Below are 26,654 nucleotides of genomic sequence, written 5' to 3'. Positions count from 1 at the left end.
ATGGCCCGCCGTCGCAAAGTCGAAGAGCACGAGAACCACGAACGCTGGCTGGTCTCGTATGCCGACTTCATCACCCTGCTGTTCGCCTTCTTCGTGGTCATGTACTCGATTTCGTCGATCAACGAAGGCAAGTACAAGCAGATTTCCCAGGCGCTGATCGGGGTGTTCAACGACCCCGAACGCAGCATGAAGCCGATCCCGATCGGCGATGAGCGCCCGCTGAGCGTCAAGCCGGCCGAGCCGCTGATCAAGGACAGCGAGCAGACCGATGCGGGCCTGGCCCAGACCAGCGCCGACCCGCTCAAGACCATTACCGACGATGTGCGTGATGCCTTTGGCGACCTGATCAAGTCCGACCAGATGACCGTGCGCGGTAACGAGTTGTGGGTGGAGATCGAACTCAATTCCTCGTTGCTGTTCGCCAGTGCCGACGCCATGCCCAGCGATGTCGCCTTCGAGATCATCGAGAAGGTGGCCAGGATCCTCAAGCCGTTCGCCAACCCAGTGCATGTGGAAGGGTTCACCGACAACCTGCCGATCCGCACCGCGCAGTACCCAACCAACTGGGAGCTTTCGTCGGCGCGGGCGGCAAGCATCGTGCGCCTGCTGGCCATGGAGGGGATCAACCCGGCCCGCATGGCCTCGGTGGGGTACGGCGAGTACCAGCCGGTGACCGGCAACGACACTGCCGAAGGCCGTGCGCGCAACCGCCGCGTGGTCTTGGTGATTTCGCGCAACCTCGAGGTGCGTCGCAGCCTGACCGGCAGCGGCAGCGCCAATGCCACCCCGGATGCGGCGATGCGCCGGGCTGGCACACAAAGTGCACCAGCCTCGCCAGCACCGAGGACCGGGGGCTGATTTCGTCAAATCCCCGTCACTGAACTTCACACCGTTCCCGGCAGGGCAGGCGGCCATACCGGGAGGAAGCAACGCACGATGAGAGTCTGGGCAGTAGCCAATCAAAAAGGTGGCGTCGGCAAGACCACCACCACCATCGCCCTGGCCGGCCTGCTGGCCGAGGCGGGCAAGCGCGTGGTCGTGGTCGACCTTGACCCGCACGGCTCGATGACCAGCTATTTTGGGCACAACCCGGATGCGCTGGAGCACAGCTGCTACGACCTGTTCCTGCACAAAGGCACGGTGCCCGACGGGCTGCCGGGTCAGCTGCTGCTACCCACCAGTGACGAGCGTATCTCGCTGCTGCCGTCGAGCACCGCGTTGGCAGTGCTCGAGCGTCAGTCGCCGGGCCAGAGTGGCCTGGGCCTGGTGATCGCCAAGAGTCTGGCGCAGCTGTGGCAGGATTTCGACTTCGCCCTGATCGACAGCCCCCCCTTGCTGGGCGTGCTGATGGTCAATGCCCTGGCCGCCAGCCAGCAGTTGGTGATCCCGGTGCAGACCGAGTTTCTCGCGGTCAAGGGCCTGGAGCGCATGGTCGGCACGCTGGGCATGATCAACCGTTCGCGCAAGCAGGCGTTGCCGTACCAGATCGTGCCGACCCTGTTCGACCGCCGCACCCAAGCTTCGCTGGGTACCTTGAAAGTGCTGCGCGACACCTATGGCGATCAAGTCTGGCAGGGCTACATCCCGGTGGATACGCGCCTGCGCGATGCCAGCCGCAACGGTGTCACGCCCTCGCAGTTCGATGGCAAAAGCCGTGGCGTGGTGGCCTACCGGGCGCTGCTCAAGCACCTGCTGACTTATCGCTCCGCGCTGCAGGTGGCCTGATGAACCAGGCACCGCACATCACCAGCAAGCCGCAGATGGCCTTGCAGTCCTACCTTGATGGATTGCTGCAGGAAGCCACCGAGCCGTTCGAGTTGCCGCCCGCGCAGGATGCGCCTGTCGCGCAGCCCGTGGAGCAGGCTCCCGGCGATGAGTTCGAAGCGGCGGTCCGCGAGGAACAGGCGCGCGATGCCCAGCGCCAGGTCACGCCAGCGGCGCCTGCGCCCCGCCCATTCGCCGAGCCGCAGGCCAAGGTCCTGCCGACCGTGCTGCCGCCCGCCACGCCTGTCATGGAACCGGTGGTGGCGGTCGTAGAGCGCGAGGTGGTGGCCGAGGCCAGCATTCCGCTGTTGATCGAGCCCCCGGCCATCGAGCCGGCGGCGCCACTGGTGGAACTGCACGTGCCGGCGGCGCCTGCCGCGCCGACACCACCGGCCACGGTCGACGGGCGCCCGGAGTGGGCCGCCGAGCCATTCGAATGCCTGCTGTTCGATGTCGCCGGGCTGACCCTGGCGGTACCGCTGGTGTGCCTGGGGTCGATCTATACCCTGGCCGGTCAGGAGCTGACGCCACTGTTCGGCCAGCCGGACTGGTTCCTCGGCATCCTTACCTGCCAGGCGGGCAACCTCAAGGTACTGGATACCGCCCGCTGGGTCATGCCCGACCGCTACCGGGACGATTTTCGCCAGGGCTTGCAATACGTCATTTCGGTCCAGGGCTACGAATGGGGGCTGGCGGTACACCAGGTCAGCCGCTCGCTGCGCCTGGATCCGAGCGAGATCAAGTGGCGCAGCCAGCGCGGCCAGCGCCCCTGGTTGGCCGGCACGGTAATCGAACACATGTGCGCGCTGCTCGATGTTGCCGAGCTGGCCGAGCTGATCGCCAGTGGCGCGGTCAAGCAGATGAACACCAAACACAACTGAATCAACGCCGCTACTGCCGCGGCAACACAGAGCACACCGCCAATGGCGGATTTTGAGGGCTAGGGGAATGAAAAAGTCGTCTGCACAAGGTTCCGAAGATCCGATCCTGCAGTGGGTAACCTTCCGTCTGGACAACGAGTCCTACGGCATCAATGTCATGCAAGTGCAGGAAGTCCTGCGCTACACCGAGATCGCCCCGGTACCGGGTGCCCCCAGCTATGTGCTGGGCATCATCAACCTGCGCGGCAATGTGGTGACGGTGATCGACACCCGCCAGCGCTTCGGCCTGATGTCGAGCGAAGTCACCGACAACACCCGTATCGTCATCATCGAGGCGGACAAGCAGGTGGTCGGCATCCTCGTCGACAGCGTCGCTGAAGTGGTGTACCTGCGCCAGTCGGAGATCGAGACTGCGCCGAACGTCGGCAACGAAGAATCGGCCAAGTTCATCCAGGGCGTGTGCAACAAGAATGGCGAGCTGCTGATCCTGGTCGAGCTGGACAAGATGATGACCGAGGAAGAGTGGTCCGAGCTGGAGAACATCTGAGTTGATCTTCGAGGTTGCTGTCATCTTCCTGGCGCTGCTGTGGGCACTGAGCCTGTGGTTCTTTCTCAACTACAGCAAGCGCCAGCGCGAGCTGGCCGCCCAGCAGGCGCAGGGCGATGCGCTGCGTGACCAGCGCATCAAGGACCTCGCCAAACGCCTGGACGATTACCAGAACGGCACCGTGCGCATGGGCGAGGCGATCCATGAACTGCGTGCGGTGGTGGCGCCGCTGCCCGAGAAGCTCCAGCAACTCGAGCAGCGCGACCCCAACAGCGTCACCTTCGCCCAGGCCGCCAAGCTGGTGGGGATGGGTGCCAGCGTCGAGGAGCTGACCCAGACCTGCGGGTTGACCCAGGCCGAGGCGCAGTTGATGAGCAAGCTGCACCGCGGCGAGTGATGAACGGGGCGATGAAAGTCGCCCTGTTTTTTTGGGCTTTCAAATCACGACGACTGGCAATCATTGTTGCGCACCCTGCTCGCGATACAGGGCCATTCAATAACTGTTTGCGGTAGTCCCCCGCACTGTACGACTGATTATTTGCTCCAGGAATGATTGCCGCCGACCTGGGCGAAACGGTTCAGCGGCAGCAGCGTGCGTATGGCCTCCTTGCCACGTTGCAGGTCGATGAACTGGTAGGCGTTGATCCGCGGCATGGCGTACAGATTGATGATCTGGCGCAAGGTGCGCAGCGCCGGCAAGTGGCGGTCGACCACATCGCTGAGCAAGGCTGGGCCGGTCATGCGGCTGAGGCGGTTGGCATAGCGATAGAAGTTGGCCGGGTCATCGGCCAGGCTGGGCTTGCTGTCGTAGAAGTCCGAGTTGGTCTGGAAGCGGGCATGCATTTCTTCGGAAATCGCCTCGAGGGTGGGGTTGCCAGGGTGGCTGCCGATCAGGCTGGTGTTGTAAAGGCAGTTCATGCCCATCTTTTCGTTGGACATCGGGGGCGCCAGCAGCAAGCCATCGGGTGTAGTGCTCAATTCAACCTGGTCGATGGCTTCGTTGGGGCTCTCCGCCGGTTGCCCATTGATTAGCTGCGGACGGTCCCCTTGGCTCAGCAGGGTATCGTCCACATCCATGTACAAGCCCCCTTCGTGGTGCAGCATAGGGTAGCGCAACACGTCGGATGCCGAGGCGTAGTTGCTGGCGATACCGCCATTGCCATCCAGCGCTGCATCATATTGGGCGAAGTACTTGCTCTGGCGAAACGCTCTGAAGAAGGCTTGCTCTTCCAGCGGCAGAACCTGCAGCCCTGGTGCTTGCGCAGCGAGCAGCCACTGGTTTTCGGCGTAGACGTCGGGGTTGGCGCGCGAAAGGAACAGGCGCAGAGAATAGTCACTGTCCTTGAGCCGTGCGGCATTCTTGCCCAGGTTGGTCAGCAGTTCAGGGTTGATGACTTTGTCGCCCACCCAGAGGCAATTGATCCTCTTCGGGATGGGGTGGCTGTCCGCGGCTTGCATCGGTACTTCCACCGGCAATGGAAGATCGATCCCCAGCGCGCGCAGGCTACGGGTGCGCATGGTGTTGGTGACTGAACGGGTGGAGGGTGCCGGCACCAGGTCCTTGCTGCCTGCCTGGGCAATGTAACCGACTGGATCGATCTCGTTGAGCTCATCCTCTTGAATGAAGACATCGCGCTCGATGTCGTAGACCACACGATTGTTGTAGCCATGGATACTCACATCGAGGTTGTCGGGTTCGCCGTTGTAGAGCGGCGTTCGTACAACGGAGTCGGTGATGGCCTGATCGCCGTCCGGCAGCGGCAGGATCGAGTCGGGTGTGTGGAAATAGCGGGCACCCTCAGGCGCTGGAAAGCGGGGTGGGGTGCTCGGGCTCAATGGGTAACCGATCTGTTCGTTCAGGCGCGTTGGCGGGACGAAGCCCTCGCTTTTGAATGCGAACAGCGCCTTGGCTCCACGGGCGCCAGCGATTGCCAATGGCGCGGCATTGAACAGGCCCCAGGTGATGTTCCCGACACCGGCTTCCTTCTCTTGCAGTGTCCGACCGTTGATCGCCTGGTCGAGCCCTAGGCCCAACTGTACGACGCCGCCCAGGGCCAGCAGCGGGGCAAGGCCCGGCACCACGAGACACAACGGTGCCAGCAGGTTGAGTGTGGTGGTCAGATAGCCGATCCAGCGGGCTTTGCTGACTTGGCTGTCGCGGGTGATGAGAAAGTCGGCATCGTCGTAACTGCGTTGGCGCTGACGCTCGGCCAGTGCCTGGAAAAGGTCGCCTTCAAGCCTTGGGTTGTATTTGCCGGGCCGATAGTCGACATAGGTCCGTGGCGGCCAGGTGCCGTCATCATTGAAGTAGCCGTGTTCGGGGGGCAATGGGTGACGGGCCGGGTAGTCGGCCAGGCCATCGAGGGCGGTTTCCAGGCCGCTGAAGTCGACGCCTTGCGGGCGGTCGGCCAGTCGGAAGTACTGTTTAAAGGCGTGGCGCTTTGCCGGATCCTGGCACTGGCGGCCAACCCAGTCCTTCATAAGCGTCTTGCTGTTGAACTCCAGCAATGGCGAGCTGTTACCGGGCATGTAGAGTACGGTCAGGTCGCTGGCAGGGTCGTTCAGATATAACAGGTCGGTAGCGGCGTAGCCGTAGATGTTCAGCGTACTCCTGTGCAGCTGCCTGCTGCAGGGTAGCAACCCGGCGGCTTGCCAGATGAGCGTCCTGGCCGCCTCGCTGAGGCTGCCTTCGCCGACCTGCTTGTTACAGGCCGCTATGAAATTGAGCTTGCAGGCAAGCCTGTGGTCTTGCAGATGTTCGTTCCAGTATCGGTCTAGCTGGGTCTTGAAGGGTGTATGGAAGTCCAGGTCTTCTATGAACCTTTGGAAAGCTTCTGCGGCTATCGGCAGGTGAGTCGAGGTGTCATAGCGTTGTGGCGTGGTACGGCGGAACAAACCGTTGAACACCTCGAAGGCGGCACCGTTGTGATTGAAGGCGGGGGCTGGCAGTGTTTCCACCAGGCGTAGCGGACGATCGGGCATGGTGCCGGCCCACGGGTTGCCAAACAGGCTGCCGAACAGGTTGTTGTTGGATTCACCTTGCCAGTTGCTCAGTACCGCCTGGGGCAAACTCATGCGTTGGGTAACCGCGGCAAGGTAGCGATTCGGTCCATCGGGGCGGTAGTGCAGGGTGACGACGTCGATCTGCGCAGCGGCCAGGTCATGGCCCTGTTGTGCCAGCCATTGCTGAATTGCCCGGCTGGCTTCGAGATCCGGGCGCGGCACATGGCTCAGGTGGTCGACAACGTACTGAACGCCGGCGGCGTTGATGCGGCTTGTGGGCATTTTGTTCACCTTGCTCATTTATGGGAATGGCAAGGCTGAATGGCTTATGCACGCAGGGGGCGGTAGCTAATTATCAGTGCCGCCCGGTGGCAGTAGCGCGGCTACCGGAGTCACGTCCCGTGGTGCGCTGGGCTCATCGCTGAAGCCAGGGGGTACCTTGCCACGCAGCTGCCAGGCAAAGGCGATGATCTCGGCGATGGTCAGGTACAGCGCCTCGGGGATCTGTTCGCCCAGCTCCAGGCGCGTCAGCAGCCGTACCAGCTCGGCGTTCTCGTAGATCGGCACTTCATGCTCGCGGGCCAGGGCGAGGATGGCTTCGGCCAATTCGTCGTCGCCCTTGGCGCTCAGGGTCGGGGCCTGCTGGCCGTCGTAGCTCAGGGCGATGGCCTGGCGCGGTTGCTTGTGCTTCATGCGGTCTCATCCACCCAGCGTTGTTCGAGGCGTGTGCGTGGCCCCTGAGGCGGAATACCCGGGTGGCATTCCAGGTCGCCCACATCCAGACCGCGGGCCAGCAGGCGCTCACGCAGGGCGCCAAGCTGGCTGTCGATCAGGCGCGCGGTGCGTTCCTGTTGCGCCCAGAGCTGGCCTGACAGCCGGCCCTGGAGCAGTTGCGCCTGTACCTGCAATGGGCCCAGTGGCGCGAGGTCGAAGGCCAGCTCGACACGCCACAGGGCTTCCAGCGGTTCAGACTGTTCTCGTTCCCGCTCGGCCTGCTGTTCCGGGGTTTCCTCGCGCTGTAGCTTGACCTGCAGGGGCACGAATTCCTGGCCATGGCGTACCGGTACTTCGGTTTGCCAGGTGGTCTGCTGATTGCCGTTCTCGAGCGTGCCGCTCTGTTGCAGGCTGGACAGCGAGTGGCTTTGCAATCGGGAGATGGCGGCGGCGGCCAGGCGCAGCAATTGTTGCAGATCGCCTTCGCTTTCCAGCTTCTGCAGCAGGCGTGAGGGCAGGGGGAATGCACTGGGCAGTGGTCGCGGGCTGACCTGGCCAAGCATGCCCAGGGCGCTGCGGGCCAGGCCTGGCAAGGCCTGGGCGATGGTCGCGGTGGCCAGCGGCAGGTGTCCGGGGGTACCGGGCAGTGCCTGGGCCACCAGCTTGACCAGTTGAGCCTTGAGATCGGGCGCGATACTGCTCGCCTGCCCGCCGAGAAGCTTGGACTCGAAGAACGTTCCGCTGTTGTTGAGCGCCTGCGCCAGGCCTTTGGCGTCTCCCATCTGTCGGGCATCCGGCAGGTTGGTGAGCAGGCGCTCGGCGCTGGCGCGCAACTCGGGGGGCGCATCGGGACTGCTGGCGATTCGTTGCAGGCTGGCGAGCACGCCTGGCAGCGAAGCCTGGAGACCCTGCTGGGTCGACAGGTGCTGGGTAACGGCCAACTGGTCCTGTCGGCCACTCAGGGGCACGAAACGCAGCGCCTGCTCCCCCTGCACCAGCGCGCTCAGCAGGCTGCCCACGGGGAGCTGTCGAGGGCTGTCAATGGCCAGGGTGGCACCTGCCTGACTGCTGTTGAGCAGGCTCACCAGTGAACGGAAGGTCGCGGGCAGGCCAGGGCCCTGCGACAAGGCCTGGCTGGTCAGAACCTTGGCCTGGAGCAAGGTGCCGACCGGCATCTGCCGGGTGTCGAGCTGGGTCAGGGTGGCGATGTTGCTGGCAGTGGCTTGTTGCACCATTAGCGCCAGGCGGTTGGCCTCGGGCTGGCTGACCAGGATCTGGCTGCCGGGCGGCATGGGCTGGCTGGCAGTGGTCAGTACTTGTGTCTGGTTGCCGTTGGCCTGGGCAAGCCGCAGCAGCATCTGGAATTCCTGGCCGACCTGGCGCAGGGTGATGACCTCGGCCTTGGCGGTTTCTCCAGGCGGCAGCAGGCCGGGTTGGGCCTGCAGCAGGCGCAGCATCTCGCCGGTCATCGCAACCCGTGTCGCTTGGGCGCTTACCGCGGTTTGTGTGCTGAGACTATTGATTTCAGTCATGATTGTATACAACCTGTCGAACCAGCCCTCTTGGCAGTGCGGTGACGCGTGCAATAATGCCGCTCGCTCGCCATTGCCAGTATAACGGCAAGGGTTGATGCGACTTGAGACACAGACTGCATAAGGCGATACCGTGACCCTTCACCTCCAAGCCGCGGGCCTGGCCTGCGAGCGCGACTGGCGGCTGCTGTTCGAGCACCTGCACTTCGAACTGCACCCTGGCGACATGCTGCAGGTAGCCGGCCCCAATGGCAGCGGCAAGACCAGCCTGTTGCGCCTGCTGGCCGGGCTCATGCAACCCACCGCCGGGCAGATCCTGCTGGGGGGCCAGCCGTTGGCCGAACAACGCCATGCTCTGGCCAGCATCCTGCTGTGGATCGGCCATGCCGCCGGGATCAAGGACCTGCTCAGCGCCGAAGAGAACCTTGCCTGGCTCTGCGCGTTGCACCGCCCGGCCAACCGCGAGGCGATCTGGAAGGCGCTGGAGGCCGTCGGCCTGCGCGGTTTCGAGGACGTGCCCTGTCATACTTTGTCTGCCGGCCAGCAGCGCCGCGTGGCCCTGGCCCGGCTGTACCTGGACAGCCCGCCGCTGTGGATCCTCGACGAACCGTTCACTGCCCTCGACAAGCAGGGCGTGGCGCAACTGGAAGCCCACCTTGCAGCGCACTGCGAGCAGGGTGGTACCGTGGTGCTGACCACCCACCATACGCTCGAACGCAAGCCATCCGGCTATCGCGAGCTGAACCTGGGACAATGGGCGGCATGAGCGTATTCCTCCTTCTGTTGCGCCGCGAGGCGCGGCTGTTGTTCCGCCGCCCGGCGGAGCTGGCCAACCCGCTGGTGTTCTTCGCCATTGTCGTCGCCCTGTTCCCGCTGGCGGTGGGGCCCGAGACACAATTGTTGCAAACCTTGTCGCCAGGACTGGTCTGGGTAGCGGCCTTGCTGGCGGTATTGTTGTCGCTGGACGGGTTGTTTCGCAGTGATTTCGAGGACGGCTCGCTCGAGCAGTGGGTGCTTTCGCCGCATCCGCTGGCCATTCTGGTGCTGGCCAAGGTGCTGGCGCACTGGATCTTTTCCGGGTTGGCGCTGGTATTGTTGGCACCATTGCTGGCGCTGATGCTGGGCCTGCCGCCCAGTTGCCTGCCGGTGCTGCTCGCCTCCTTGCTGCTGGGCACCCCGGTGCTGAGCCTTCTGGGCGCGGTGGGCGCGGCGCTGACGGTCGGTCTCAAGCGCGGCGGCCTGCTGCTGGCGTTGCTGATTCTGCCGTTGTATATCCCTGTATTGATCCTGGGCAGTGGTGCGTTGCAGGCGGCATTGCAGAATATGCCCGCCACCGGCCATCTGCTCTGGCTCGCCAGCCTGACGGCCCTGGCGGTGACACTGGCACCCTTTGCGATCGCGGCCGGCCTGAAGATCAGCGTCGGCGAATAACGAGTGCCGGGCATTGCAGCCCGGCCAATACCCTGGATGTACCCTGATGAAAATAAGCTGGACGTGGTTCCACAAGCTGGGTTCCCCCAAATGGTTCTATGCCATCAGCGGCCGCATGCTGCCATGGCTGACCGTTTGCGCCATCGTGCTAATGCTGGTCGGCATCACCTGGGGCCTGGCCTTTGCCCCCCAGGACTACCAGCAGGGCAACAGCTTCCGCATCATCTATATCCATGTGCCGACCGCCATGCTGGCGCAGTCGTGCTATGTGATGCTCGCCGTGGCAGGCGTGGTGGGGCTGGTGTGGAAGATGAAACTGGCCGATGTCGCGCTGCAGTGCGCGGCGCCCATCGGTGCCTGGATGACCGCGGTGGCGCTGGTCACCGGGGCGATCTGGGGCAAGCCCACCTGGGGCAGTTGGTGGGTCTGGGATGCGCGCCTGACCTCCATGCTTATCCTGCTGTTCCTGTACTTCGGCATCATTGCCCTGGGCCAGGCCATCAGCAACCGCGACAGCGCGGCCAAGGCCTGTGCGGTACTGGCGATCGTCGGTGTGATCAACATCCCGATCATCAAGTACTCGGTGGAGTGGTGGAATACCCTGCACCAGGGCGCCACCTTCACCCTCACCGAAAAGCCGGCAATGCCGGTGGAAATGTGGGCGCCGCTGCTGATCACCGCGTTGGGCTTCTATTGCTTCTTCGGCGCCGTGCTGTTGCTGCGCATGCGTCTGGAAGTGCTCAAGCGCGAGGCGCGGGCCAGTTGGGTCAAGGATGAGGTATTGAGCCAGCTTGGCCGGGAGGCGGCACGATGAGCTTTGCCTCCTTCAGTGATTTCCTCGCCATGGGCCACCATGGCCTGTACGTCTGGTCGGCCTACGGCATCTGCTTGGCGGTGCTGGCGCTGAATGTCGCCGCGCCCCTGCTGGCCCGCCGTCGCTACCTGCAAGAAGAGGCGCGTCGTCTGCGCCGGGAGAACAAACCGTGAATCCGCAGCGCAAGAAACGCCTGTTCATCATCCTCGGCCTGCTGGCCGGTGTCGGCGTCGCCGTGGGCTTTGCCCTGAGTGCGCTGCAGCAGAACATCAACCTGTTCTACACCCCGACGCAGATCGCCAACGGCGAGGCGCCCCTGGACACCCGTATCCGCGCCGGCGGCATGGTCGAGAAGGGCTCGGTGCAGCGCTCGGCCGATTCGCTCGACGTACGTTTCGTGGTCACCGACTACAGCAAGTCGGTACCGATCACCTACCGCGGCATCCTCCCTGACCTGTTCCGCGAAGGGCAGGGCATCGTCGCCCTTGGCAAGCTCAATGCCGATGGCGTGGTGGTGGCCGATGAGGTTTTGGCCAAGCACGACGAGAAATACATGCCGCCGGAAGTCACCAAGGCCCTGAAAGAAAGCGGCCAGGCCGCCAGTGATGCGGGGGCCAAGCCATGAACGCAGCCCTGGTGATCCCCGAACTGGGCCAGCTGGCGATGATCCTGGCCATCTGCTTCGCCGCCGTGCAGGCCAGCGTGCCGCTGCTCGGCGCCTGGCGCGGCGACAGTCTATGGATGGGCCTGGCACGGCCGGCGGCCTGGGGGCAGTTCGCCTTCCTGGCTTTCGCCTTCGCCTGCCTTACCCATGCCTTCATGACCGACAACTTCTCGGTCGCCTATGTGGCCAGCAACTCCAACAGCGCCTTGCCCTGGTACTACAAGTTCAGTGCCGTGTGGGGCGCGCACGAAGGCTCGCTGCTGCTGTGGGCGCTGATCCTCGGCGGCTGGACCTTCGCCGTGTCGATCTTCTCGCGCCAGCTGCCCCAGGTGATGCTGGCCCGGGTGCTGGCGGTCATGGGCATGATCAGCGTGGGCTTCCTGAGTTTCCTGATCATCACTTCCAATCCGTTCCAGCGCCTGCTGCCGCAGGTACCGGGCGACGGTCGCGACCTCAACCCGCTGCTGCAGGACTTCGGCCTGATCGTCCACCCACCGATGCTGTACATGGGTTATGTGGGCTTTTCGGTGGCCTTCGCCTTCGCCATCGCCGCCTTGCTCGGCGGGCGCCTGGACGCGGCCTGGGCGCGCTGGTCGCGGCCCTGGACTATCGTCGCCTGGGCTTTCCTGGGCGTTGGCATCACCCTCGGCTCGTGGTGGGCCTACTACGAACTGGGCTGGGGCGGCTGGTGGTTCTGGGACCCGGTCGAAAACGCCTCGTTCATGCCTTGGCTGGTGGGCACGGCGCTGATCCACTCGCTGGCGGTCACCGAGAAGCGCGGGGTGTTCAAGAGCTGGACCGTGCTGCTGGCCATCGCCGCGTTCTCCCTGAGTCTGCTGGGTACATTCCTGGTGCGCTCCGGTGTACTGACCTCGGTGCACGCGTTCGCCGCCGACCCTTCGCGCGGCATCTTCATCCTGTTTTTCCTGTTGTTCGTGGTCGGCGGCTCGCTGACCCTGTTCGCCCTGCGCGCCCCGGTAGTCAAGAGCCAGGTGGGTTTTGCGCTGTGGTCCCGTGAAACCTTGCTGCTGGCCAACAACCTGGTGCTGGTGGTGGCGGCGTCGATGATCCTGCTCGGCACGCTGTACCCGCTGGTGCTCGATGCCCTGACCGGGGCCAAGCTGTCGGTCGGCCCGCCGTACTTCGACGCCTTGTTCCTGCCGCTGATGGCGCTGCTGATGGTGGTGCTGGGTATCGGTGTGGTGGTGCGCTGGAAGGATACCCCCGGCAAGTGGCTGGCCGGCATGTTGACCCCGGTGCTGGTTGGCAGCGCGGTGCTGGCGCCGGTCGCCGGGCTGATCGTCGATGATTTCGACTGGCCAGCCCTCAGCGTGTTCGCCCTGGCCGCCTGGGTAGTCCTGAGCGGCGTGCGCGACATTCTCGACAAGACCCGTCACAAGGGCCTGGTCAAAGGCCTTGGTGGGCTCAACCGCAGCTACTGGGGCATGCACCTGGCTCACCTGGGGCTGGTGGTCTGTGCCCTGGGCGTGGTGTTGTCGAGCAATAACAGTGCCGAGCGCGACCTGCGCATGGCGCCGGGCGAGACCGTCGAGCTGGGCGGTTACCACTTCCTGTTCGAGGGTGCCAAACACTTCGAAGGGCCGAACTTCATCTCCGACAAGGGCACTGTGCGTGTTTCGCGCGATGGCCGCGAAGTGTCCGTGCTGCACCCGGAAAAACGCCTGTACACCGTGCAGCAGTCGATGATGACCGAGGCCGGCATCGATGCCGGTTTCACCCGAGACCTGTATGTCGCCTTGGGGGAGCCGCTGGAAAACGGCGCCTGGGCGGTGCGGGTGCATATCAAACCTTATGTCCGCTGGATCTGGCTGGGCGGTCTGCTGACCGGCCTGGGCGGCTTGCTGGCGGCCCTCGACCGGCGCTACCGCGTCAAGGTCAAGACCCGGGTGCGTGAGGCCCTGGGCGTGTCTGGAGCAACGGCATGAAGCGTTGGATCATGGTCGTGCCGCTGGCGGTGTTCCTGCTGGTGGCGGTCTTTCTCTACAAGGGGTTGTTCCTCAAGCCCGACGAACTGCCTTCGGCAATGATCGGCAAGCCATTCCCGGCATTCTCCCTGGCGTCGGTGCAGGATGACCGCACCCTGACCCAGGCCGACATGCTCGGGCGCCCGGCGCTGGTCAACGTGTGGGGTACCTGGTGCCCGTCCTGCAAGGTCGAGCACCCCTACCTGAACCAGCTGGCCGAGCAGGGCGTGGTAATCCACGGGGTCAACTACAAGGACGACAACGCCGCCGCGCTGAAGTGGCTGGCCGAGTTCCACAACCCTTACCAGCTGAACATTGCCGACCAGCAAGGCACGCTGGGCCTGGACCTGGGGGTGTACGGCGCGCCGGAAACCTTCCTGATCGACGCCAAGGGCATCATCCGCTACAAGCATGTCGGTGTGGTCGATGCCACGGTATGGCGCGAGCAGTTGGCGCCGCTGTACCAAGGCCTGGTCGACGAGGGCAGGCCATGAGGCGCTGGCTTGCGGCGGCCGTGCTCGGCCTGAGCCTGGCCGGGGTGGCCAAGGCCGCCATCGACACCTATCAGTTCCGCGACGAAGCCGAGCGCGAGCGCTACCAGCAACTGACCAAGGAACTGCGCTGCCCCAAGTGCCAGAACCAGGACATCGCCGACTCCAACGCACCGATCGCCGCCGACCTGCGCCGCGAGATCTTCCGCATGCTGGGCGAAGGCAAGAACAACCAGCAGATCGTCGATTTCATGGTCGATCGCTATGGCGACTTCGTGCGCTACAAGCCGGCGCTCAGCGGGCGCACCTGGTTGCTGTGGTTCGGCCCGGGTATCCTCCTGGCCAGTGGTTTCGTGGTGTTGGCGGTGATCGTCCGCCGTCGCCGCGGGCAGGCTGTGGCCGGCAACACCGAACTGTCCGCCGACGAACGCGAGCGTCTGGCCAAACTGCTGGATAAAGAACGTACCCATGACTGAATTCTGGCTTAGCGCGGGCCTGCTGCTGCTCGCCGCCCTGGCTTTCCTGCTGTTGCCGATCCTGCGTGGCCACCGCCGCCAGCAGGCCGAACAAGACCGTACCGCACTCAATGTGGCGCTCTACGAGGAGCGGGTCGCCGAGCTGGCTGCCCAGCAGGCGGCCGGGGTGCTCGATGATCGACAGCTGGCCACGGGACGTGACGAAGCCGCCCGCGAGCTGCTGGCCGATACCGAACGCGACGAGGCCGTGCGCCTGGGCCGCCTGGGCAAGGCCATCCCGCTGCTGGCGGCGGTGCTGGTGCCGGCGATGGCCCTGGGGCTCTACCTGCACTTCGGCGCAGCCGACAAGGTCGAGCTGACCCAGGAGTTCGCCAGCGCGCCGCAGTCGATGAGCGAAATGACCACACGCCTGGAGCGCGCGGTGCAGGCCCAGCCGGATTCGGCCGAAGGTCTGTATTTCCTTGGCCGGGCCTATATGGCCGAGCAACGGCCGGCCGACGCGGCCAAGGCCTTCGAGCGTGCCGTGGCCCTTGCCGGGCGCCAACCCGAGCTGCTCGGGCAATGGGCCCAGGCGCTGTACTTCGCCGCCGACAAACAATGGTCGGCGCAACTGCAAGCGCTCACCGATGAAGCGCTGAAAGCGGACCCACGGGAAGTCACCAGCCTTGGCCTGCGTGGCATCGCTGCATTCGAGGGCGAACGCTTCCAGGAAGCCATCGACTTCTGGCAGCGCCTGTTGGCGCAACTGCCGGAGGGCGATGCCTCCCGTGCCGCGTTGCAGGGTGGCATCGATCGTGCCGCCGACAAGCTCAAGGCCGGCGGCGGCAAGGTCGCCGAGGCTGCGCGCCTGAAAGTACGGGTCGAGCTGGGCGCGGCGCTCAAGGACAAGGTGCGCCCGGATGACACCGTGTTCATCTTCGCCCGCGCCAGCAATGGCCCGCCCATGCCGCTGGCGGCCAAGCGGGTGACGGTGGCGCAGTTGCCGATCGAAGTGGAGCTGTCGGATGCCGACGCGATGATGCCGCAGATGAAACTGTCGGACTTCACCGAAGTCCAACTGGTTGCCCGAGTCTCGCGCGCAGGCGTGCCGACCCGCGGCGAGTGGAAGGGCCAGAGTGCGCCACTGGCCACCACCACCCAGGCCACCCAGCACCTGACCATCGACAGCCCCGATCCGTAAGAGAGCAACCGTCATGAACAGCACCGTCCGCCTGACCCTGATCACCCTGGCCCTGGGTCTTTCCGCGTGTACGGTGCACCAGCCGGGGGAGCGTGAACCGCTGCCGCCTATCGAGACCACGCCGCCACCGCACCAGGGGCCGGTGGTCAAGCCACTGCCAGGTGGCCAGCCGGGTACCCAGCCGAGCAAGCCGGCGGCGATTCCCAAGCCCATGCCACGCACTTCTGCCAGCTTCGCGCCGCCGCCCGGTGGCGCCAGCCATTGGGACCCGAAGCTGGGGGTCTATGTACTGGAGAAGCAACCCAACACCTTCTACCGTCAGCGCACCTATTATCGCTGGAACAATGGCTGGAGCTGGTCGCTCAGTCCTAGCGGGCCTTGGCAGGAAACCGACAGCAGTGGCGTGCCGGGCGGCCTGGGCAGGGCGTTCGCGCAATAATTGCCGTTGGCCTGATCGCGGGGCAAGCTCGCTCCCACGGGAGGCCATCGTTTCGGGCTGGCGTGGGAGCGGGCTTGCCCCGCGACAGGGCCGGCGGCGCCAACAGCTGGCATAATCCCCCTTCGCATACAACCGGAGGGTGGCATGAGCAAGACAGTCCTGGTGCTGGTGGAAACCGTCGATGACTACCTGCCGCTACTGGAACAGGCCGGCTACCGGCTGATCCGCGCACCGTCGCCGCAGATGCGCGCCGACGCCATCGCCCGCCATGCCGACGAGATCGACGCCGTGCTCACCCGCGGTCCGCTGGGCCTCACGGCCGACGAAATTGCCACGTTGACCCAACTCAAGATCATCTGCGTGATCGGTGCCGGCTACGAGCAGGTCGACCTCGAGGCCGCCGCAGCGCGCGGTATTACCGTTACCAATGGCGCTGGGGCAAACGCCGGTCCCGTCGCCGACCACGCCATGGCGCTGCTACTGGCGCTGTTGCGCGATATCCCGCGTGCCGATGCCAGTACCCGGCGCGGCGAGTGGAACCGGGTGATCAGCCCCTCGGTCAGCGGCAAGCGCCTGGGCATCATCGGCCTGGGCGCGGTCGGCCAGGCCATCGCCCGCCGTGCGAGCCAGGGCTTCGACATGAATGTCAGCTACCACAGCCGCACATCCCGCCAGGACCAACCGTACACCTGGTACGACAGCCCGTTGCACCTGGCCGATGCCGTGGACATCCTGGTGGTCGCCACGCCCGGCGGCGCTGCTACCCGGCATCTGGTCGATGCCCCGGTGCTGGCGGCCCTGGGCGCCGAGGGCTACCTGGTCAATATCGCCCGGGCCAGCGTCGTGGATACCACGGCGTTGGTCACGGCCCTTGAACAGGGCGTGATCGCGGGGGCCGCGCTGGATGTGTTCGACGACGAGCCGGCAGTGCCCGCTGCGCTGAAGGCGCTGGGCAACACGGTGCTGACCCCGCATGTGGCCGGGCAGTCGCCGGAAGCGGCGCGCGACACCGTGACCCTGGTGCTGCGCAACCTGCAGGCGTTCTTTGCCGGCGAGCCGGTGCTGACCCCGGTTCGCGGTTGAATCCTTTTCGAGTCCGCCCGGCACTGCGCCGGGCTTGAGGAGCCTTTGCATGCAACTAGAGATCTTCCAGGTCGATGCCTTTTCGTCCACGCCTTTCGGCGGCAACCCTGCGGCGGTGATTCCCCTGCAGCAGTGGTTGGCCGACGACGTTCTGCAGCGCATCGCCGAAGAGAACAACCTGTCCGAAACGGCTTACTTCGTGCGAAATGGCGAAGCGTTCGACCTGCGCTGGTTCACCCCGGCGGTGGAAGTCGATCTGTGCGGTCATGCGACATTGGCCGCGGCCTGGGTGCTGTTCGAGCAACTGGGGGAGCAGGCCGAGGTGCTGCGCTTCAATACCCGCAGCGGGGAGTTGCGGGTGAGCCGCAATGCCGATGGTCTGCTGGCGATGGATTTCCCGGCCAAGCAGCCGGTTGCCGTCGAGATTGCGCCGGGGTTGCTCGAGGCGTTGGGGTTGAGCGAGGCCCGGGCGTTGTATCGGACGGACGATTATGTGTTGGTGATTGACGATGCTTCGCTGATCGAAGGGCTCAAGCCGGATTTCGTGGCGTTGTCGTCATTCGATGTGCGGGGGATTGCAGTGACGGCGGCGGGGCGTGGGTTCGATTTCGTCACGCGGTGGTTCGGGCCGAGGGTGGGCGTCAATGAAGATCCGGTAACCGGGTCGGCCCATACTTCCCTGGCGCCTTATTGGGCTGAGCGGCTGGGCAAAAACAGCTTGCGCTGTGAGCAGGGTGGGGCGCGCAAGGGGCAGTTGCAGTGTGATGTGCCGGGCAATGGGCGAGTGATCATCAGTGGGCGGGGGGCGCTGTATCTGCGGGGTGTGATTTTTATTTGAGTGCCGCTGGCGGGCGGCCAATCGGCCTCCCGCTTTTTCCGCGAATTGGCCGTTTGCCCCTGGTGATGCCGGGCTTAACCTGCAGGCAGATCCCTACAGGAGAAGCCCCATGCGATCTGTCCATTTCCCCGCAGCCCTGCTGACGCTCGGCCTGCTCGCCCCACTGTCCCTGGCCTGGGCACATGGCGAAAAGCCCGATCAGGTCAGCATCCTCCAGGAACAGCTCCCCACCAATGCCCCCGGCAACAAAGCCGTGATGCTCACGGTGAGCTATGCCCCTGGCGAGGCATCGCCCGGCCACTGGCATCCGGGTGCGGTCATGGCCTATGTGCTGGAAGGGGCGGTGACATCCAAGCTCAATGACGAACCGGAGAAGACCTACAAGGCCGGCGAATTCTGGTACGAGGCCCCGGGGACGGTGCACAGCGTCTCACGCAATGCCAGTAAAAGCGCGCCAGCCAAGCTTCTGGTATGGAGCCTGGTGGAGGAGGGCAAGCCGGTGACCGAGCCGTTGCCAAAGCGCTGAACCGCAGGCAATAAAAAACCTCCAGTGCTTGCGCATCTGGAGGTTTTCAGTGTTTGGCTCCGCGACCTGGACTCGAACCAGGGACCCAATGATTAACAGTCATTTGCTCTACCGACTGAGCTATCGCGGAATCTGCGCGTATCTTACTGCGTGTCTCGGGGAAGTCAAGCTTCCCCAAGACAATCAAGCAGTTACAGCACTTCTACGATGGCCTTGGTGACCACGTGGATGTTGCTCTGGTTCAGCGCGGCGACTGCGATGCGGCCAGTGTCCAGCGCGTAGATGCCGAACTCGTTCTTCAGGCGTGCCACTTGTTCAACGGTCAGGCCCGAGTAGGAGAACATGCCGCACTGGCGGCCGACAAAGCTGAAGTCACGCTTGGCGCCGTACTCGGCCAGCAGCTCGACCATCTGCTTGCGCATGCCGTGGATACGCTCGCGCATCTCGGCCAGCTCGGTCTCCCACATCTGGCGCAACTCGGGGCTGTTGAGCACCGCGGCGACGATGCTGGCGCCGTGGGTCGGCGGGTTGGAGTAGGTGGTGCGGATAACCCGCTTGACCTGCGACAGCACGCGGGTGCTCTCGTCCTTCGAGGCGGTGACGATCGACAGTGCACCAACACGCTCGCCGTACAGCGAGAACGACTTGGAGAATGAGCTGGAGACAAAGAACTCCAGGCCCGATTCGGCGAACAGGCGCACGGCGAAGGCGTCTTCGTCGATGCCGGCACCGAAGCCTTGGTAGGCCATGTCGAGGAACGGGATGTGGCCTTTGGCCTTGACCACTTCCAGCACGTTCTTCCAGTCGTCCAGCGACAGGTCGACGCCGGTCGGGTTGTGGCAGCAGGCGTGCAGCACGATGACCGAGCCCGATGGCAGGCTGTTCAGGTCTTCGAGCATGCCGGCGCGGTTGACGTCCTGGCTGGCGGCATCGTAGTAGCGGTAGGTCTGTACCGGGAAGCCGGCGCTCTCGAACAGGGCGCGGTGGTTTTCCCAGCTCGGGTCGCTGATGGCGACCACGGCACCCGGCTGCAGGCGCTTGAGGAAATCGGCGCCGATCTTCAGCGCGCCGGTACCGCCGACAGCCTGCACGGTGACCACGCGGCCTGCGGCCAGCAACGGCGATTCGGCGCCGAAGATCAGCTTCTGCACGGCCTGGTCGTACTGGGCGATGCCGTCGATCGGCAGATAGCCGCGGGAGGCGTGCTGGGCGGCACGGGCGGTCTCGGCTGCGATCACCGCGCGCAGCAGCGGGATGCGGCCTTCCTCATTGCAGTAGACGCCCACGCCCAGGTTCACCTTGTCGGTGCGTGGGTCGGCGTTGAATGCTTCGTTGAGGCCCAGGATAGGGTCGCGGGGTGCCAGCTCGACAGCGGAAAACAGGCTCATTGTTACCTTGGCTCTGATAGGAGAGTGATAGGGTCGCCACGCTCCAGCCGAAGGCACTGAAGCGGTGCGCAAACGGGGAGTCAGTATAGTGATACCCACCGGTCACTGCGACAGTCTGGCGCAGCTTTTCCGGCTGTTTGCGCAAATATTTTTCGACCATTGGTCGAATTGCCCGGTCCATTGCCTTGAAGGGGCGAGGGTCGCGCTTGAATCTGGCGCCCCGGGGGCGCATTTGGGTATAGACTACTGGCTAAATTTACAGTTGCCGCGACATCCACGAGGTCCGTCATGTCCGAGTTTCAGCTCGTCACCCGCTTCCAGCCGGCCGGCGATCAGCCCGAGGCCATCCGCCAGATGGTCGAGGGCATCGACGCCGGCCTTTCGCACCAGACCCTGCTCGGGGTGACCGGCTCGGGCAAGACCTTCAGTATCGCCAACGTCATCCAGCAGGTGCAGCGCCCGACCATGGTGCTGGCGCCGAACAAGACCCTGGCCGCCCAGCTCTACGGCGAGTTCAAGGCATTCTTCCCGAACAACGCCGTCGAATACTTCGTCTCCTATTACGACTACTACCAGCCGGAAGCCTATGTGCCGTCGTCGGACACCTTCATCGAGAAGGACGCCTCGATCAACGACCATATCGAACAGATGCGCCTGTCGGCGACCAAGGCGCTGCTGGAGCGGCGCGACGCGATCATCGTCACCACCGTATCGTGCATCTACGGCCTGGGCAGCCCCGAGACGTACCTGAAGATGGTCCTGCACGTCGACCGTGGCGACAAGCTCGACCAGCGCGCTCTGCTGCGGCGCCTGGCCGATCTGCAATACACCCGCAACGAGATGGATTTCGCCCGCGCCACCTTCCGCGTGCGCGGCGACGTGATCGACATCTTCCCGGCCGAATCGGACCTGGAGGCCATCCGCATCGAGTTGTTCGATGACGAAGTGGAGAACATCGCCGCCTTCGACCCGCTCACCGGCGAGGTCATCCGCAAGCTGCCGCGGTTCACCTTCTACCCCAAGAGCCACTACGTGACCCCGCGGGAAACCCTGGTCGAGGCGGTGGACGGCATCAAGGAAGAACTCAAGCAGCGCCTTGAGTACTTGAACTCGAGCAACAAGCTGGTCGAGGCGCAGCGCCTGGAGCAGCGCACCCGCTTCGACCTGGAGATGATCCTCGAGCTGGGCTACTGCAACGGCATCGAGAACTACTCGCGCTACCTCTCCGGCCGCCCGGCCGGCGCGCCGCCGCCCACGCTCTACGACTACCTGCCGGATGACGCGCTGCTGGTGATCGACGAATCCCACGTCAGCGTTCCGCAGGTCGGCGCCATGTACAAGGGCGACCGTTCGCGCAAGGAAACCCTGGTGGAGTACGGCTTCCGCCTGCCGTCGGCACTGGACAACCGGCCCATGCGTTTCGATGAGTGGGAGGCGGTCAGCCCGCAGACCATCTTCGTCTCGGCTACCCCCGGACCCTACGAGGCCGAGCACGCCGGGCGGGTGGTGGAGCAGGTGGTGCGGCCGACCGGCCTGGTCGACCCGCAGGTCGAGGTGCGCCCGGCCCTGACCCAGGTCGACGACCTGCTGTCGGAGATCGGCAAGCGCGTCGCCCTGGGCGAGCGGGTGCTGGCCACCACGCTGACCAAGCGCATGGCCGAGGACCTCACCGACTACCTGGCCGACCACGATGTGCGGGTGCGCTACCTGCACTCGGACATCGACACCGTCGAACGGGTCGAGATCATCCGCGACCTGCGCCTGGGGACTTTCGACGTGCTGGTGGGGATCAACCTGCTGCGCGAGGGCCTGGACATGCCCGAGGTGTCGCTGGTGGCGATCCTCGACGCCGACAAGGAAGGTTTCCTGCGCTCGGAGCGCTCGCTGATCCAGACCATCGGCCGCGCTGCGCGTAACCTCAACGGCAGGGCGATTCTCTACGCCGACAACATCACCGGCTCCATGCAGCGCGCCATCGACGAGACCGAGCGACGCCGCGAGAAGCAGGTCGCCTTCAACCAGGCCAACGGCATCGTGCCCAAGGGCGTGGTCAAGGACATCACCGACATCCTTGAAGGCGCCACCGTGCCCGGAGCCCGCAGTAAGAAGCGCAAGGGCATGGCCAAGGCGGCGGAAGAGGCCGGGCGCTACGAGGTCGAGCTGCAGACCCCGGCGCAGATCACCAAACGCATCAAGCAACTGGAAGAAAAGATGTTCCAGTTCGCCCGCGACCTGGAGTTCGAGGCGGCGGCGCAATTGCGCGACGAGATCGGACAGTTGCGCGAACGCTTGCTGGCCAGTTGATGGATCAGGGTGTTATCTCTGTGGGAGACAGGGGCCGCTTCGCAGCCCATTCGCCGGCAAGCCGGCTCCCACAGGGTTTGCGCAAGTTTGGGTAAATACCTTGAAATCGACGCGGTCGGTGTGGGAGCCGGCTTGCCGGCGATGGGGCGGGTAGCGCCCCCTCAATGTGCTTCCCCGGCCTTCAACCCCTGTGGCAGCTTGCGCGTCAACAGCACCGCCAGCATGCTCACCACCAGGCCGACGCCGACAAAGTGGAAGGCATCGTTGTAGGCCATGATCAAGGCCTGCTGATGGGTGATCTCGGACAGTTTGCCCAGTGCCGCATTGTCGCTGCCCAGGCGTTCGGCCAGTTGCGCCAGGCGTTCGGCGACCTGCGGATTGTTCGGCACCACCGCCTCGCGCAAATAGTCGAAGTACACCTTGGTCCGCGCATCCAGTAGCGTCGCCAGCAGGGCGATGCCGATGGCGCCTCCCAGGTTGCGCAGGATATTGAACAGGCTCGAAGCCGACCCCGCGTCCTGCGGCTGGATGTAGGCGGTGGCGATCAGCGAGATGGTCACCATGATCATCGGCTGGCCGAGGGCGCGGATCACCTGGATCTGGTTGAACTGCGGGCCGGCAAAATCCGGGTTGAGCACGCCGGAGCCGAAACTGGCCGCGCCGAACAGGCAGAAGCCCAGGGCGCACAGCACCTTCGGCGGGATCACCTTCATCAGTTGCGGTACCAGCGGGATCAGGAACAGCTGCGGTACGCCCATCCACATGATCACCTTGCCGATCTGCAGGGCGTTATAGCCCTGCACCTGCGCCAGGTAGAGCGGCAGCAGGTAGATCGAGCCATACAGGCCGACACCCATGCCCAGGCTGGCGATGCTCGACAGGCCGAAGTTGCGGTTGCCGAGGATGCGCAGGTTGATCAACGGGTGCGGCCGGGAGAACTGCAGGATCACGAACAGGATCAGCGCGAGCAGGGCGACGGTGCCCAGGCTGACGATCAGGCCCGACTCCAGCCAGTCCTTGCGATGGCCTTCCTCGAGAAACACCTGCAGGCAACCCAGGCCCAGGCCGAGGGTGACGATGCCGGCGTAGTCGGTGCTCTTGAGCAGTTCCCAGTGGGCTTCCTTCTTCTCCAGCCCGTAGAGCAGCCCGGCGATCATCAGCAGCCCCGGCGGGATGTTGATGTAGAAGATGTATTCCCAGCCCCAGTTCTCGGTCAGCCAGCCGCCCAGGGCCGGGCCGATGGACGGGGCGAAGGTGGCGGTCATGGCGAACATGGCCATGCCCTTGGCGCGGTGGTGCTCGGGTAGTTTGATGAGCGTCAGGGTGAAGGCCAGCGGGATCAGCGCGCCGCCGGTGAAGCCCTGCAGGGCGCGGAACACGATCATGCTCTCTAGGTTCCAGGCCATCGAGCACAGCAGCGACGACAGCAGAAAGCCCAGCGACACCCACACCGCCAGGCGTCGGGCCGAGAGCAGCTGCACCAGCCAGGCGGTCAGCGGGATCATGATGATCTCGGCCACCAGGTAGGAGGTGGAGATCCACGAGCCTTCCTCCAGGGTCGCCGACAGCGCGCCCTGGATGTCCTTGAGCGAGGAGTTGGTGATCTGGATGTCCAGCACCGCCATGAAGGCGCCGAGCATCACGCTCATCACCGCGATCCAGTCGCGCCGGGTCGGCTCGGCGGTGGGGCGCAGCAGCGCGTCACCGGCCATGCTGGTCGTCGTCTTCGCCACGCAGGTCGACGGTGACGGTAACCGACATGCCTGGACGGATGCGACCGTGCAGGGGGTTGTCCGCGGCGAAGGTCAGCTTGACCGGAAGGCGCTGTACGACCTTGGTGAAGTTGCCGGTGGCGTTGTCCGGCGGCAGCAGGCTGAACTGCGCGCCGGAGGCGGCGAACAGGCTGTCGACACGGCCTTCGACCGGTGTATCGGGGTAGCTGTCGAACACCAGCTCGGCGCGTTGGCCGGGGTGCATCCTGCCGATCTGGGTTTCCTTGAAGTTGGCCTGTACCCAGATGTCTTCGTCGGGGACGATAGACAGCAGGTAGGCGCCGGCCTGCACCACCTGGCCGTTGCGTGCGTTGCGCTGGCCGATGGTGCCGCTGATCGGCGCGTGGATCGCGCAGCGGGTCAGGTTCAGCTCGGCCTGGGCCAGGTCGGCGTGGGCATTGGCGATCTGCGCGTCGAGGCGCTTGAGTTCGGCGGCCAGGGCGTCGACCTGTTGGCGCTGGCCCTTGAGGTCGGCCTGGGCCTTGTCCACCTGGGAGCGGGCGACATGGCTTTCGGCCGACAGGGTTGTCACTCGCTCTTCGGAGACGAACCCAGGTTTGCGCAGGGCCTGGGCGCGGTTGAGGTCCAGTTGCGAGCGGTCGAGGGTGGCCTGGTTGGCGGCAACCTGGGCCTGGCCCGCCGCGATCAGGCTGCCTTGCTGGGTCAGGCGGCTGCGCGCCTGGGCGAGTTCGGCTTCCCGGCTGGCCAGGGCGGCGCGAGCACGCTCGACGGCCAGCTCGAAGTCAGCGGCCTCCAGGCGCACCAGCACGTCGCCTTTGCTCACGTGCTGGTTGTCCTCGACGCGCACCTCGTCGATACGCGCCCCCAGCTGGCTGGAGATACGCGTGATCTCGCCCTGCACATAGGCGTTGTCGGTGCTCTCGTAGAAGCGTCCCTTGAAGTACCAGTGGGCCAGGAAGGCGAGGCCGACCAGCAGCACCAGGGTGATGAAGACCAGCAAGCGACGTTTGAGTGGGCTAGGCATGGGGGCATTAATTGCAAAAGTGTAAGTAAATTTAACAGCGGCCGATGGCAAGGTCACAAGTGACGATAGCGCCATTGCTGGAGCCCGATGCCCGCTCCCTGCTAACATCGCGCCTTTGTTTCTCTTCGTTCGAGACTCTCAATGACCACCGTTCGCACGCGTATTGCGCCATCGCCCACCGGCGACCCCCATGTCGGCACCGCCTACATCGCCCTGTTCAACTACTGCTTCGCCAAGCAGCATGGCGGTGAGTTCATCCTGCGTATCGAAGACACCGACCAGTTGCGCTCCACCCGTGAGTCGGAGCAGCAGATCTTCGACGCACTGCGCTGGCTCGGCATCGAATGGAACGAAGGCCCGGACGTCGGCGGCCCGCATGGCCCGTACCGGCAGAGCGAGCGCGGCGAGATCTACGCCAGATATGCCAAGGAGCTGGTCGATGCAGGCCATGCCTTCTACTGCTTCTGCACCGCCGAAGAGCTGGAGCAGATGCGTGCCGAGCAGATGGCTCGCGGCGAAACCCCGCGCTATGACGGCCGCGCGCTGCTGCTGAGCGACGAGGAAGTGCAGCGCCGCCTGGCCGCTGGCGAGCCCCACGTGATTCGCATGAAGGTGCCGAGCGAAGGCATCTGCGTGGTCCCGGACATGCTGCGTGGCGATGTCGAGATTCCATGGGATCGCATGGACATGCAGGTGCTGATGAAGAACGACGGCCTGCCGACGTACTTCCTGGCCAACGTGGTCGACGACCACCTGATGGGCATCACCCATGTGCTGCGTGGTGAAGAGTGGCTGCCATCGGCGCCCAAGCTGATCAAGCTGTACGAGTACTTCGGCTGGGAGCAGCCCAAGCTGTGCTACATGCCGCTGCTGCGCAACCCGGACAAGAGCAAGCTGTCCAAGCGCAAGAACCCGACCTCGGTGACCTTCTACGAGCGCATGGGCTTCATGCCCGAAGCCATGCTCAACTACCTGGGGCGCATGGGCTGGTCGATGCCGGACGAGCGCGAGAAGTTCTCGCTGGCCGAGATGGTCGAGCACTTCGACCTGTCGCGCATCTCCCTGGGCGGGCCGATTTTCGATATCGAGAAACTGTCGTGGCTCAACGGCCAATGGCTGCGTGAACTGCCGGTGGAAGAGTTCGCCGCGCGCGTGCAGAAGTGGGCGTTCAACAGCGACTACATGATGAAGATCGCCCCGCATGTTCAGGGCCGGGTCGAAACCTTCAGCCAGGTTGCCCCGCTGGGCGGCTTCTTCTTTGAAGGCGCGCTGAAGCTCGATGCCAAGCTGTTCGAGAGCAAGAAACTGTCGGCCGACCAGGTACGCCAGGTGATGCAGCTGATCCTGTGGAAGCTGGAAAGCCTGCGCCAGTGGGAAAAGGACCGCATCACCGCCTGCATCCAGGCCGTGGTCGAGTCGCTGGAGCTCAAGTTGCGCGACGCCATGCCGCTGATGTTCGCCGCCATCACCGGCCAGGCCAGCTCGGTGTCGGTGCTCGACGCCATGGAAATCCTCGGCCCCGACCTGACCCGCTACCGTCTGCGCCAGGCCATCGACCTGCTCGGCGGCGTGTCGAAGAAGGAAAACAAGGAGTGGGAAAAGCTGCTGGCGAACATCGCCTGATTGCTTTCCAGCCACGTGGGAGCGGCGATGCGGCGACCCGATTTGCCCCGCGATTGCGATGTCGGATTCATGACCGCCATCGCGGGTCAAGCCCGCTCCCACGGGCCGCACTCCTCGCAGAGGGGCAGGGCAGGGCGGTAAGTGATTGTTATCTGTGAAAAAATTTTTGAATATTTTCGAAAATTCGTTTGACAGCCTTGCAATCCGATCTTAA

26 protein-coding genes and 1 tRNA gene are annotated in these 26,654 nt (G+C 64.6%); 20 read left to right on the top strand and 7 right to left on the bottom strand.

Annotated elements, in window-relative coordinates; translation table 11 throughout:
* The 5 genes from motD (at position 1) to ACZ9C1_RS10895 (ending at position 3,589) form a co-directional block, all read left to right on the top strand.
* The gene (motD, locus tag ACZ9C1_RS10915; RefSeq protein ID WP_139673281.1) at positions 1–858 is read left to right on the top strand and encodes a flagellar motor protein MotD; all 858 of its coding nucleotides are present in this window, start codon (positions 1–3) and stop codon (positions 856–858) included.
* 78 nt (positions 859–936) lie between these two features.
* Positions 937–1,725: a ParA family protein gene (locus ACZ9C1_RS10910; RefSeq protein WP_023631839.1), complete on the top strand. Its 789-nt coding sequence runs from the start codon at positions 937–939 to the stop codon at positions 1,723–1,725.
* Positions 1,725–2,645, top strand: coding sequence for a CheW domain-containing protein (locus tag ACZ9C1_RS10905; protein WP_277505201.1), 921 nt, complete (start codon positions 1,725–1,727; stop codon positions 2,643–2,645). The genes ACZ9C1_RS10910 and ACZ9C1_RS10905 overlap by 1 nt, the downstream gene beginning before the upstream one ends.
* Positions 2,646–2,712: 67 nt before the next feature.
* Positions 2,713–3,192: a chemotaxis protein CheW gene (locus ACZ9C1_RS10900; RefSeq protein ID WP_023630607.1), complete on the top strand. Its 480-nt coding sequence runs from the start codon at positions 2,713–2,715 to the stop codon at positions 3,190–3,192.
* Between the two features lies 1 nt (position 3,193).
* On the top strand, positions 3,194–3,589 hold the full coding sequence (locus ACZ9C1_RS10895) for a DUF2802 domain-containing protein (protein ID WP_023630608.1): 396 nt from the start codon (positions 3,194–3,196) through the stop codon (positions 3,587–3,589).
* Positions 3,590–3,726: 137 nt separating this feature from the next.
* On the opposite strand, the gene ACZ9C1_RS10890 is transcribed toward ACZ9C1_RS10895, so the two are convergent.
* The 3 genes from ACZ9C1_RS10890 to fliK all read right to left on the bottom strand — a co-directional run bounded on the left by ACZ9C1_RS10890 (position 3,727) and on the right by fliK (position 8,441).
* Positions 3,727–6,477: a dermonecrotic toxin domain-containing protein gene (locus ACZ9C1_RS10890; RefSeq protein WP_476253971.1), complete on the bottom strand. Its 2,751-nt coding sequence runs from the start codon at positions 6,475–6,477 to the stop codon at positions 3,727–3,729.
* Between the two features lie 66 nt (positions 6,478–6,543).
* Positions 6,544–6,888, bottom strand: coding sequence for an EscU/YscU/HrcU family type III secretion system export apparatus switch protein (locus tag ACZ9C1_RS10885; protein ID WP_102685093.1), 345 nt, complete (start codon positions 6,886–6,888; stop codon positions 6,544–6,546).
* Complete coding sequence (gene fliK / locus ACZ9C1_RS10880; RefSeq protein WP_277505198.1) at positions 6,885–8,441, bottom strand: flagellar hook-length control protein FliK; 1,557 nt, start codon at positions 8,439–8,441, stop codon at positions 6,885–6,887. The genes ACZ9C1_RS10885 and fliK overlap by 4 nt, the downstream gene beginning before the upstream one ends.
* 133 nt (positions 8,442–8,574) lie before the next feature.
* On the opposite strand from fliK, the gene ccmA reads away from it, so the two are divergent.
* The 13 genes from ccmA (at position 8,575) to ACZ9C1_RS10815 (ending at position 18,368) form a co-directional block, all read left to right on the top strand.
* A complete protein-coding gene (ccmA, locus tag ACZ9C1_RS10875) occupies positions 8,575–9,207 on the top strand; it encodes a cytochrome c biogenesis heme-transporting ATPase CcmA (RefSeq protein WP_102685091.1) in 633 nt (210 codons plus the stop codon).
* Positions 9,204–9,872: a heme exporter protein CcmB gene (ccmB, locus tag ACZ9C1_RS10870; RefSeq protein WP_277505196.1), complete on the top strand. Its 669-nt coding sequence runs from the start codon at positions 9,204–9,206 to the stop codon at positions 9,870–9,872. The genes ccmA and ccmB overlap by 4 nt, the downstream gene beginning before the upstream one ends.
* 46 nt (positions 9,873–9,918) lie before the next feature.
* Positions 9,919–10,686, top strand: coding sequence for a heme ABC transporter permease (locus ACZ9C1_RS10865; protein ID WP_102685090.1), 768 nt, complete (start codon positions 9,919–9,921; stop codon positions 10,684–10,686).
* Positions 10,683–10,859 (top strand): heme exporter protein CcmD, encoded by a 177-nt coding sequence (gene ccmD, locus ACZ9C1_RS10860; RefSeq protein ID WP_046854700.1) that lies wholly within the window; start codon positions 10,683–10,685, stop codon positions 10,857–10,859. The genes ACZ9C1_RS10865 and ccmD overlap by 4 nt, the downstream gene beginning before the upstream one ends.
* On the top strand, positions 10,856–11,311 hold the full coding sequence (ccmE, locus tag ACZ9C1_RS10855) for a cytochrome c maturation protein CcmE (RefSeq protein ID WP_023632021.1): 456 nt from the start codon (positions 10,856–10,858) through the stop codon (positions 11,309–11,311). The genes ccmD and ccmE overlap by 4 nt, the downstream gene beginning before the upstream one ends.
* 11 nt (positions 11,312–11,322) lie before the next feature.
* The gene (locus tag ACZ9C1_RS10850; protein WP_457378523.1) at positions 11,323–13,296 is read left to right on the top strand and encodes a heme lyase CcmF/NrfE family subunit; all 1,974 of its coding nucleotides are present in this window, start codon (positions 11,323–11,325) and stop codon (positions 13,294–13,296) included.
* A complete protein-coding gene (locus ACZ9C1_RS10845; RefSeq protein ID WP_476253970.1) occupies positions 13,293–13,829 on the top strand; it encodes a DsbE family thiol:disulfide interchange protein in 537 nt (178 codons plus the stop codon). The genes ACZ9C1_RS10850 and ACZ9C1_RS10845 overlap by 4 nt, the downstream gene beginning before the upstream one ends.
* The gene (locus tag ACZ9C1_RS10840; protein WP_139673259.1) at positions 13,826–14,302 is read left to right on the top strand and encodes a cytochrome c-type biogenesis protein; all 477 of its coding nucleotides are present in this window, start codon (positions 13,826–13,828) and stop codon (positions 14,300–14,302) included. Before ACZ9C1_RS10845 ends, ACZ9C1_RS10840 begins: the two co-directional genes overlap by 4 nt.
* A complete protein-coding gene (gene ccmI / locus ACZ9C1_RS10835; RefSeq protein WP_457378495.1) occupies positions 14,295–15,482 on the top strand; it encodes a c-type cytochrome biogenesis protein CcmI in 1,188 nt (395 codons plus the stop codon). Before ACZ9C1_RS10840 ends, ccmI begins: the two co-directional genes overlap by 8 nt.
* 13 nt (positions 15,483–15,495) lie before the next feature.
* Positions 15,496–15,921 (top strand): hypothetical protein, encoded by a 426-nt coding sequence (locus ACZ9C1_RS10830; RefSeq protein ID WP_038706546.1) that lies wholly within the window; start codon positions 15,496–15,498, stop codon positions 15,919–15,921.
* A 144-nt stretch (positions 15,922–16,065) separates the two neighbouring features.
* On the top strand, positions 16,066–17,004 hold the full coding sequence (locus tag ACZ9C1_RS10825) for a 2-hydroxyacid dehydrogenase (protein WP_277505191.1): 939 nt from the start codon (positions 16,066–16,068) through the stop codon (positions 17,002–17,004).
* Between the two features lie 49 nt (positions 17,005–17,053).
* Complete coding sequence (locus tag ACZ9C1_RS10820) at positions 17,054–17,842, top strand: PhzF family phenazine biosynthesis protein (RefSeq protein WP_111532663.1); 789 nt, start codon at positions 17,054–17,056, stop codon at positions 17,840–17,842.
* A gap of 109 nt (positions 17,843–17,951) precedes the next feature.
* On the top strand, positions 17,952–18,368 hold the full coding sequence (locus tag ACZ9C1_RS10815; protein ID WP_476253969.1) for a cupin domain-containing protein: 417 nt from the start codon (positions 17,952–17,954) through the stop codon (positions 18,366–18,368).
* 54 nt (positions 18,369–18,422) lie between these two features.
* On the opposite strand, the gene ACZ9C1_RS10810 is transcribed toward ACZ9C1_RS10815, so the two are convergent.
* Positions 18,423–18,498, bottom strand: a tRNA-Asn gene (locus ACZ9C1_RS10810).
* A gap of 61 nt (positions 18,499–18,559) precedes the next feature.
* Positions 18,560–19,756 carry an amino acid aminotransferase gene (locus ACZ9C1_RS10805; protein ID WP_094012465.1) on the bottom strand — a complete coding sequence of 399 codons (1,197 nt, stop codon included), beginning with the start codon at positions 19,754–19,756 and terminating at the stop codon, positions 18,560–18,562.
* A 288-nt stretch (positions 19,757–20,044) separates the two neighbouring features.
* Between ACZ9C1_RS10805 and uvrB the strand changes: the two genes are divergently transcribed.
* A complete protein-coding gene (gene uvrB, locus ACZ9C1_RS10800; RefSeq protein WP_110704136.1) occupies positions 20,045–22,060 on the top strand; it encodes an excinuclease ABC subunit UvrB in 2,016 nt (671 codons plus the stop codon).
* A 161-nt stretch (positions 22,061–22,221) separates the two neighbouring features.
* Here the strand turns inward: uvrB and ACZ9C1_RS10795 are convergent, their stop codons facing one another.
* Both ACZ9C1_RS10795 and ACZ9C1_RS10790 read right to left on the bottom strand, forming a co-directional pair.
* Complete coding sequence (locus tag ACZ9C1_RS10795; protein WP_102685437.1) at positions 22,222–23,772, bottom strand: MDR family MFS transporter; 1,551 nt, start codon at positions 23,770–23,772, stop codon at positions 22,222–22,224.
* Positions 23,762–24,817, bottom strand: a complete 1,056-nt coding sequence (locus ACZ9C1_RS10790; RefSeq protein WP_110704140.1) for an HlyD family secretion protein — start codon at positions 24,815–24,817, stop codon at positions 23,762–23,764. Before ACZ9C1_RS10790 ends, ACZ9C1_RS10795 begins: the two co-directional genes overlap by 11 nt.
* A gap of 141 nt (positions 24,818–24,958) precedes the next feature.
* Here ACZ9C1_RS10790 and gltX point away from each other — a divergent pair, with 141 nt between their 5' ends.
* The gene (gene gltX / locus ACZ9C1_RS10785) at positions 24,959–26,440 is read left to right on the top strand and encodes a glutamate--tRNA ligase (protein ID WP_046854712.1); all 1,482 of its coding nucleotides are present in this window, start codon (positions 24,959–24,961) and stop codon (positions 26,438–26,440) included.
* Positions 26,441–26,654: the final 214 nt, after the last annotated feature.

The sequence above is a fragment of the Pseudomonas sp. TE21435 genome, assembly GCF_056279265.1.
This window is presented reverse-complemented; position numbering and strand designations above follow the sequence as displayed.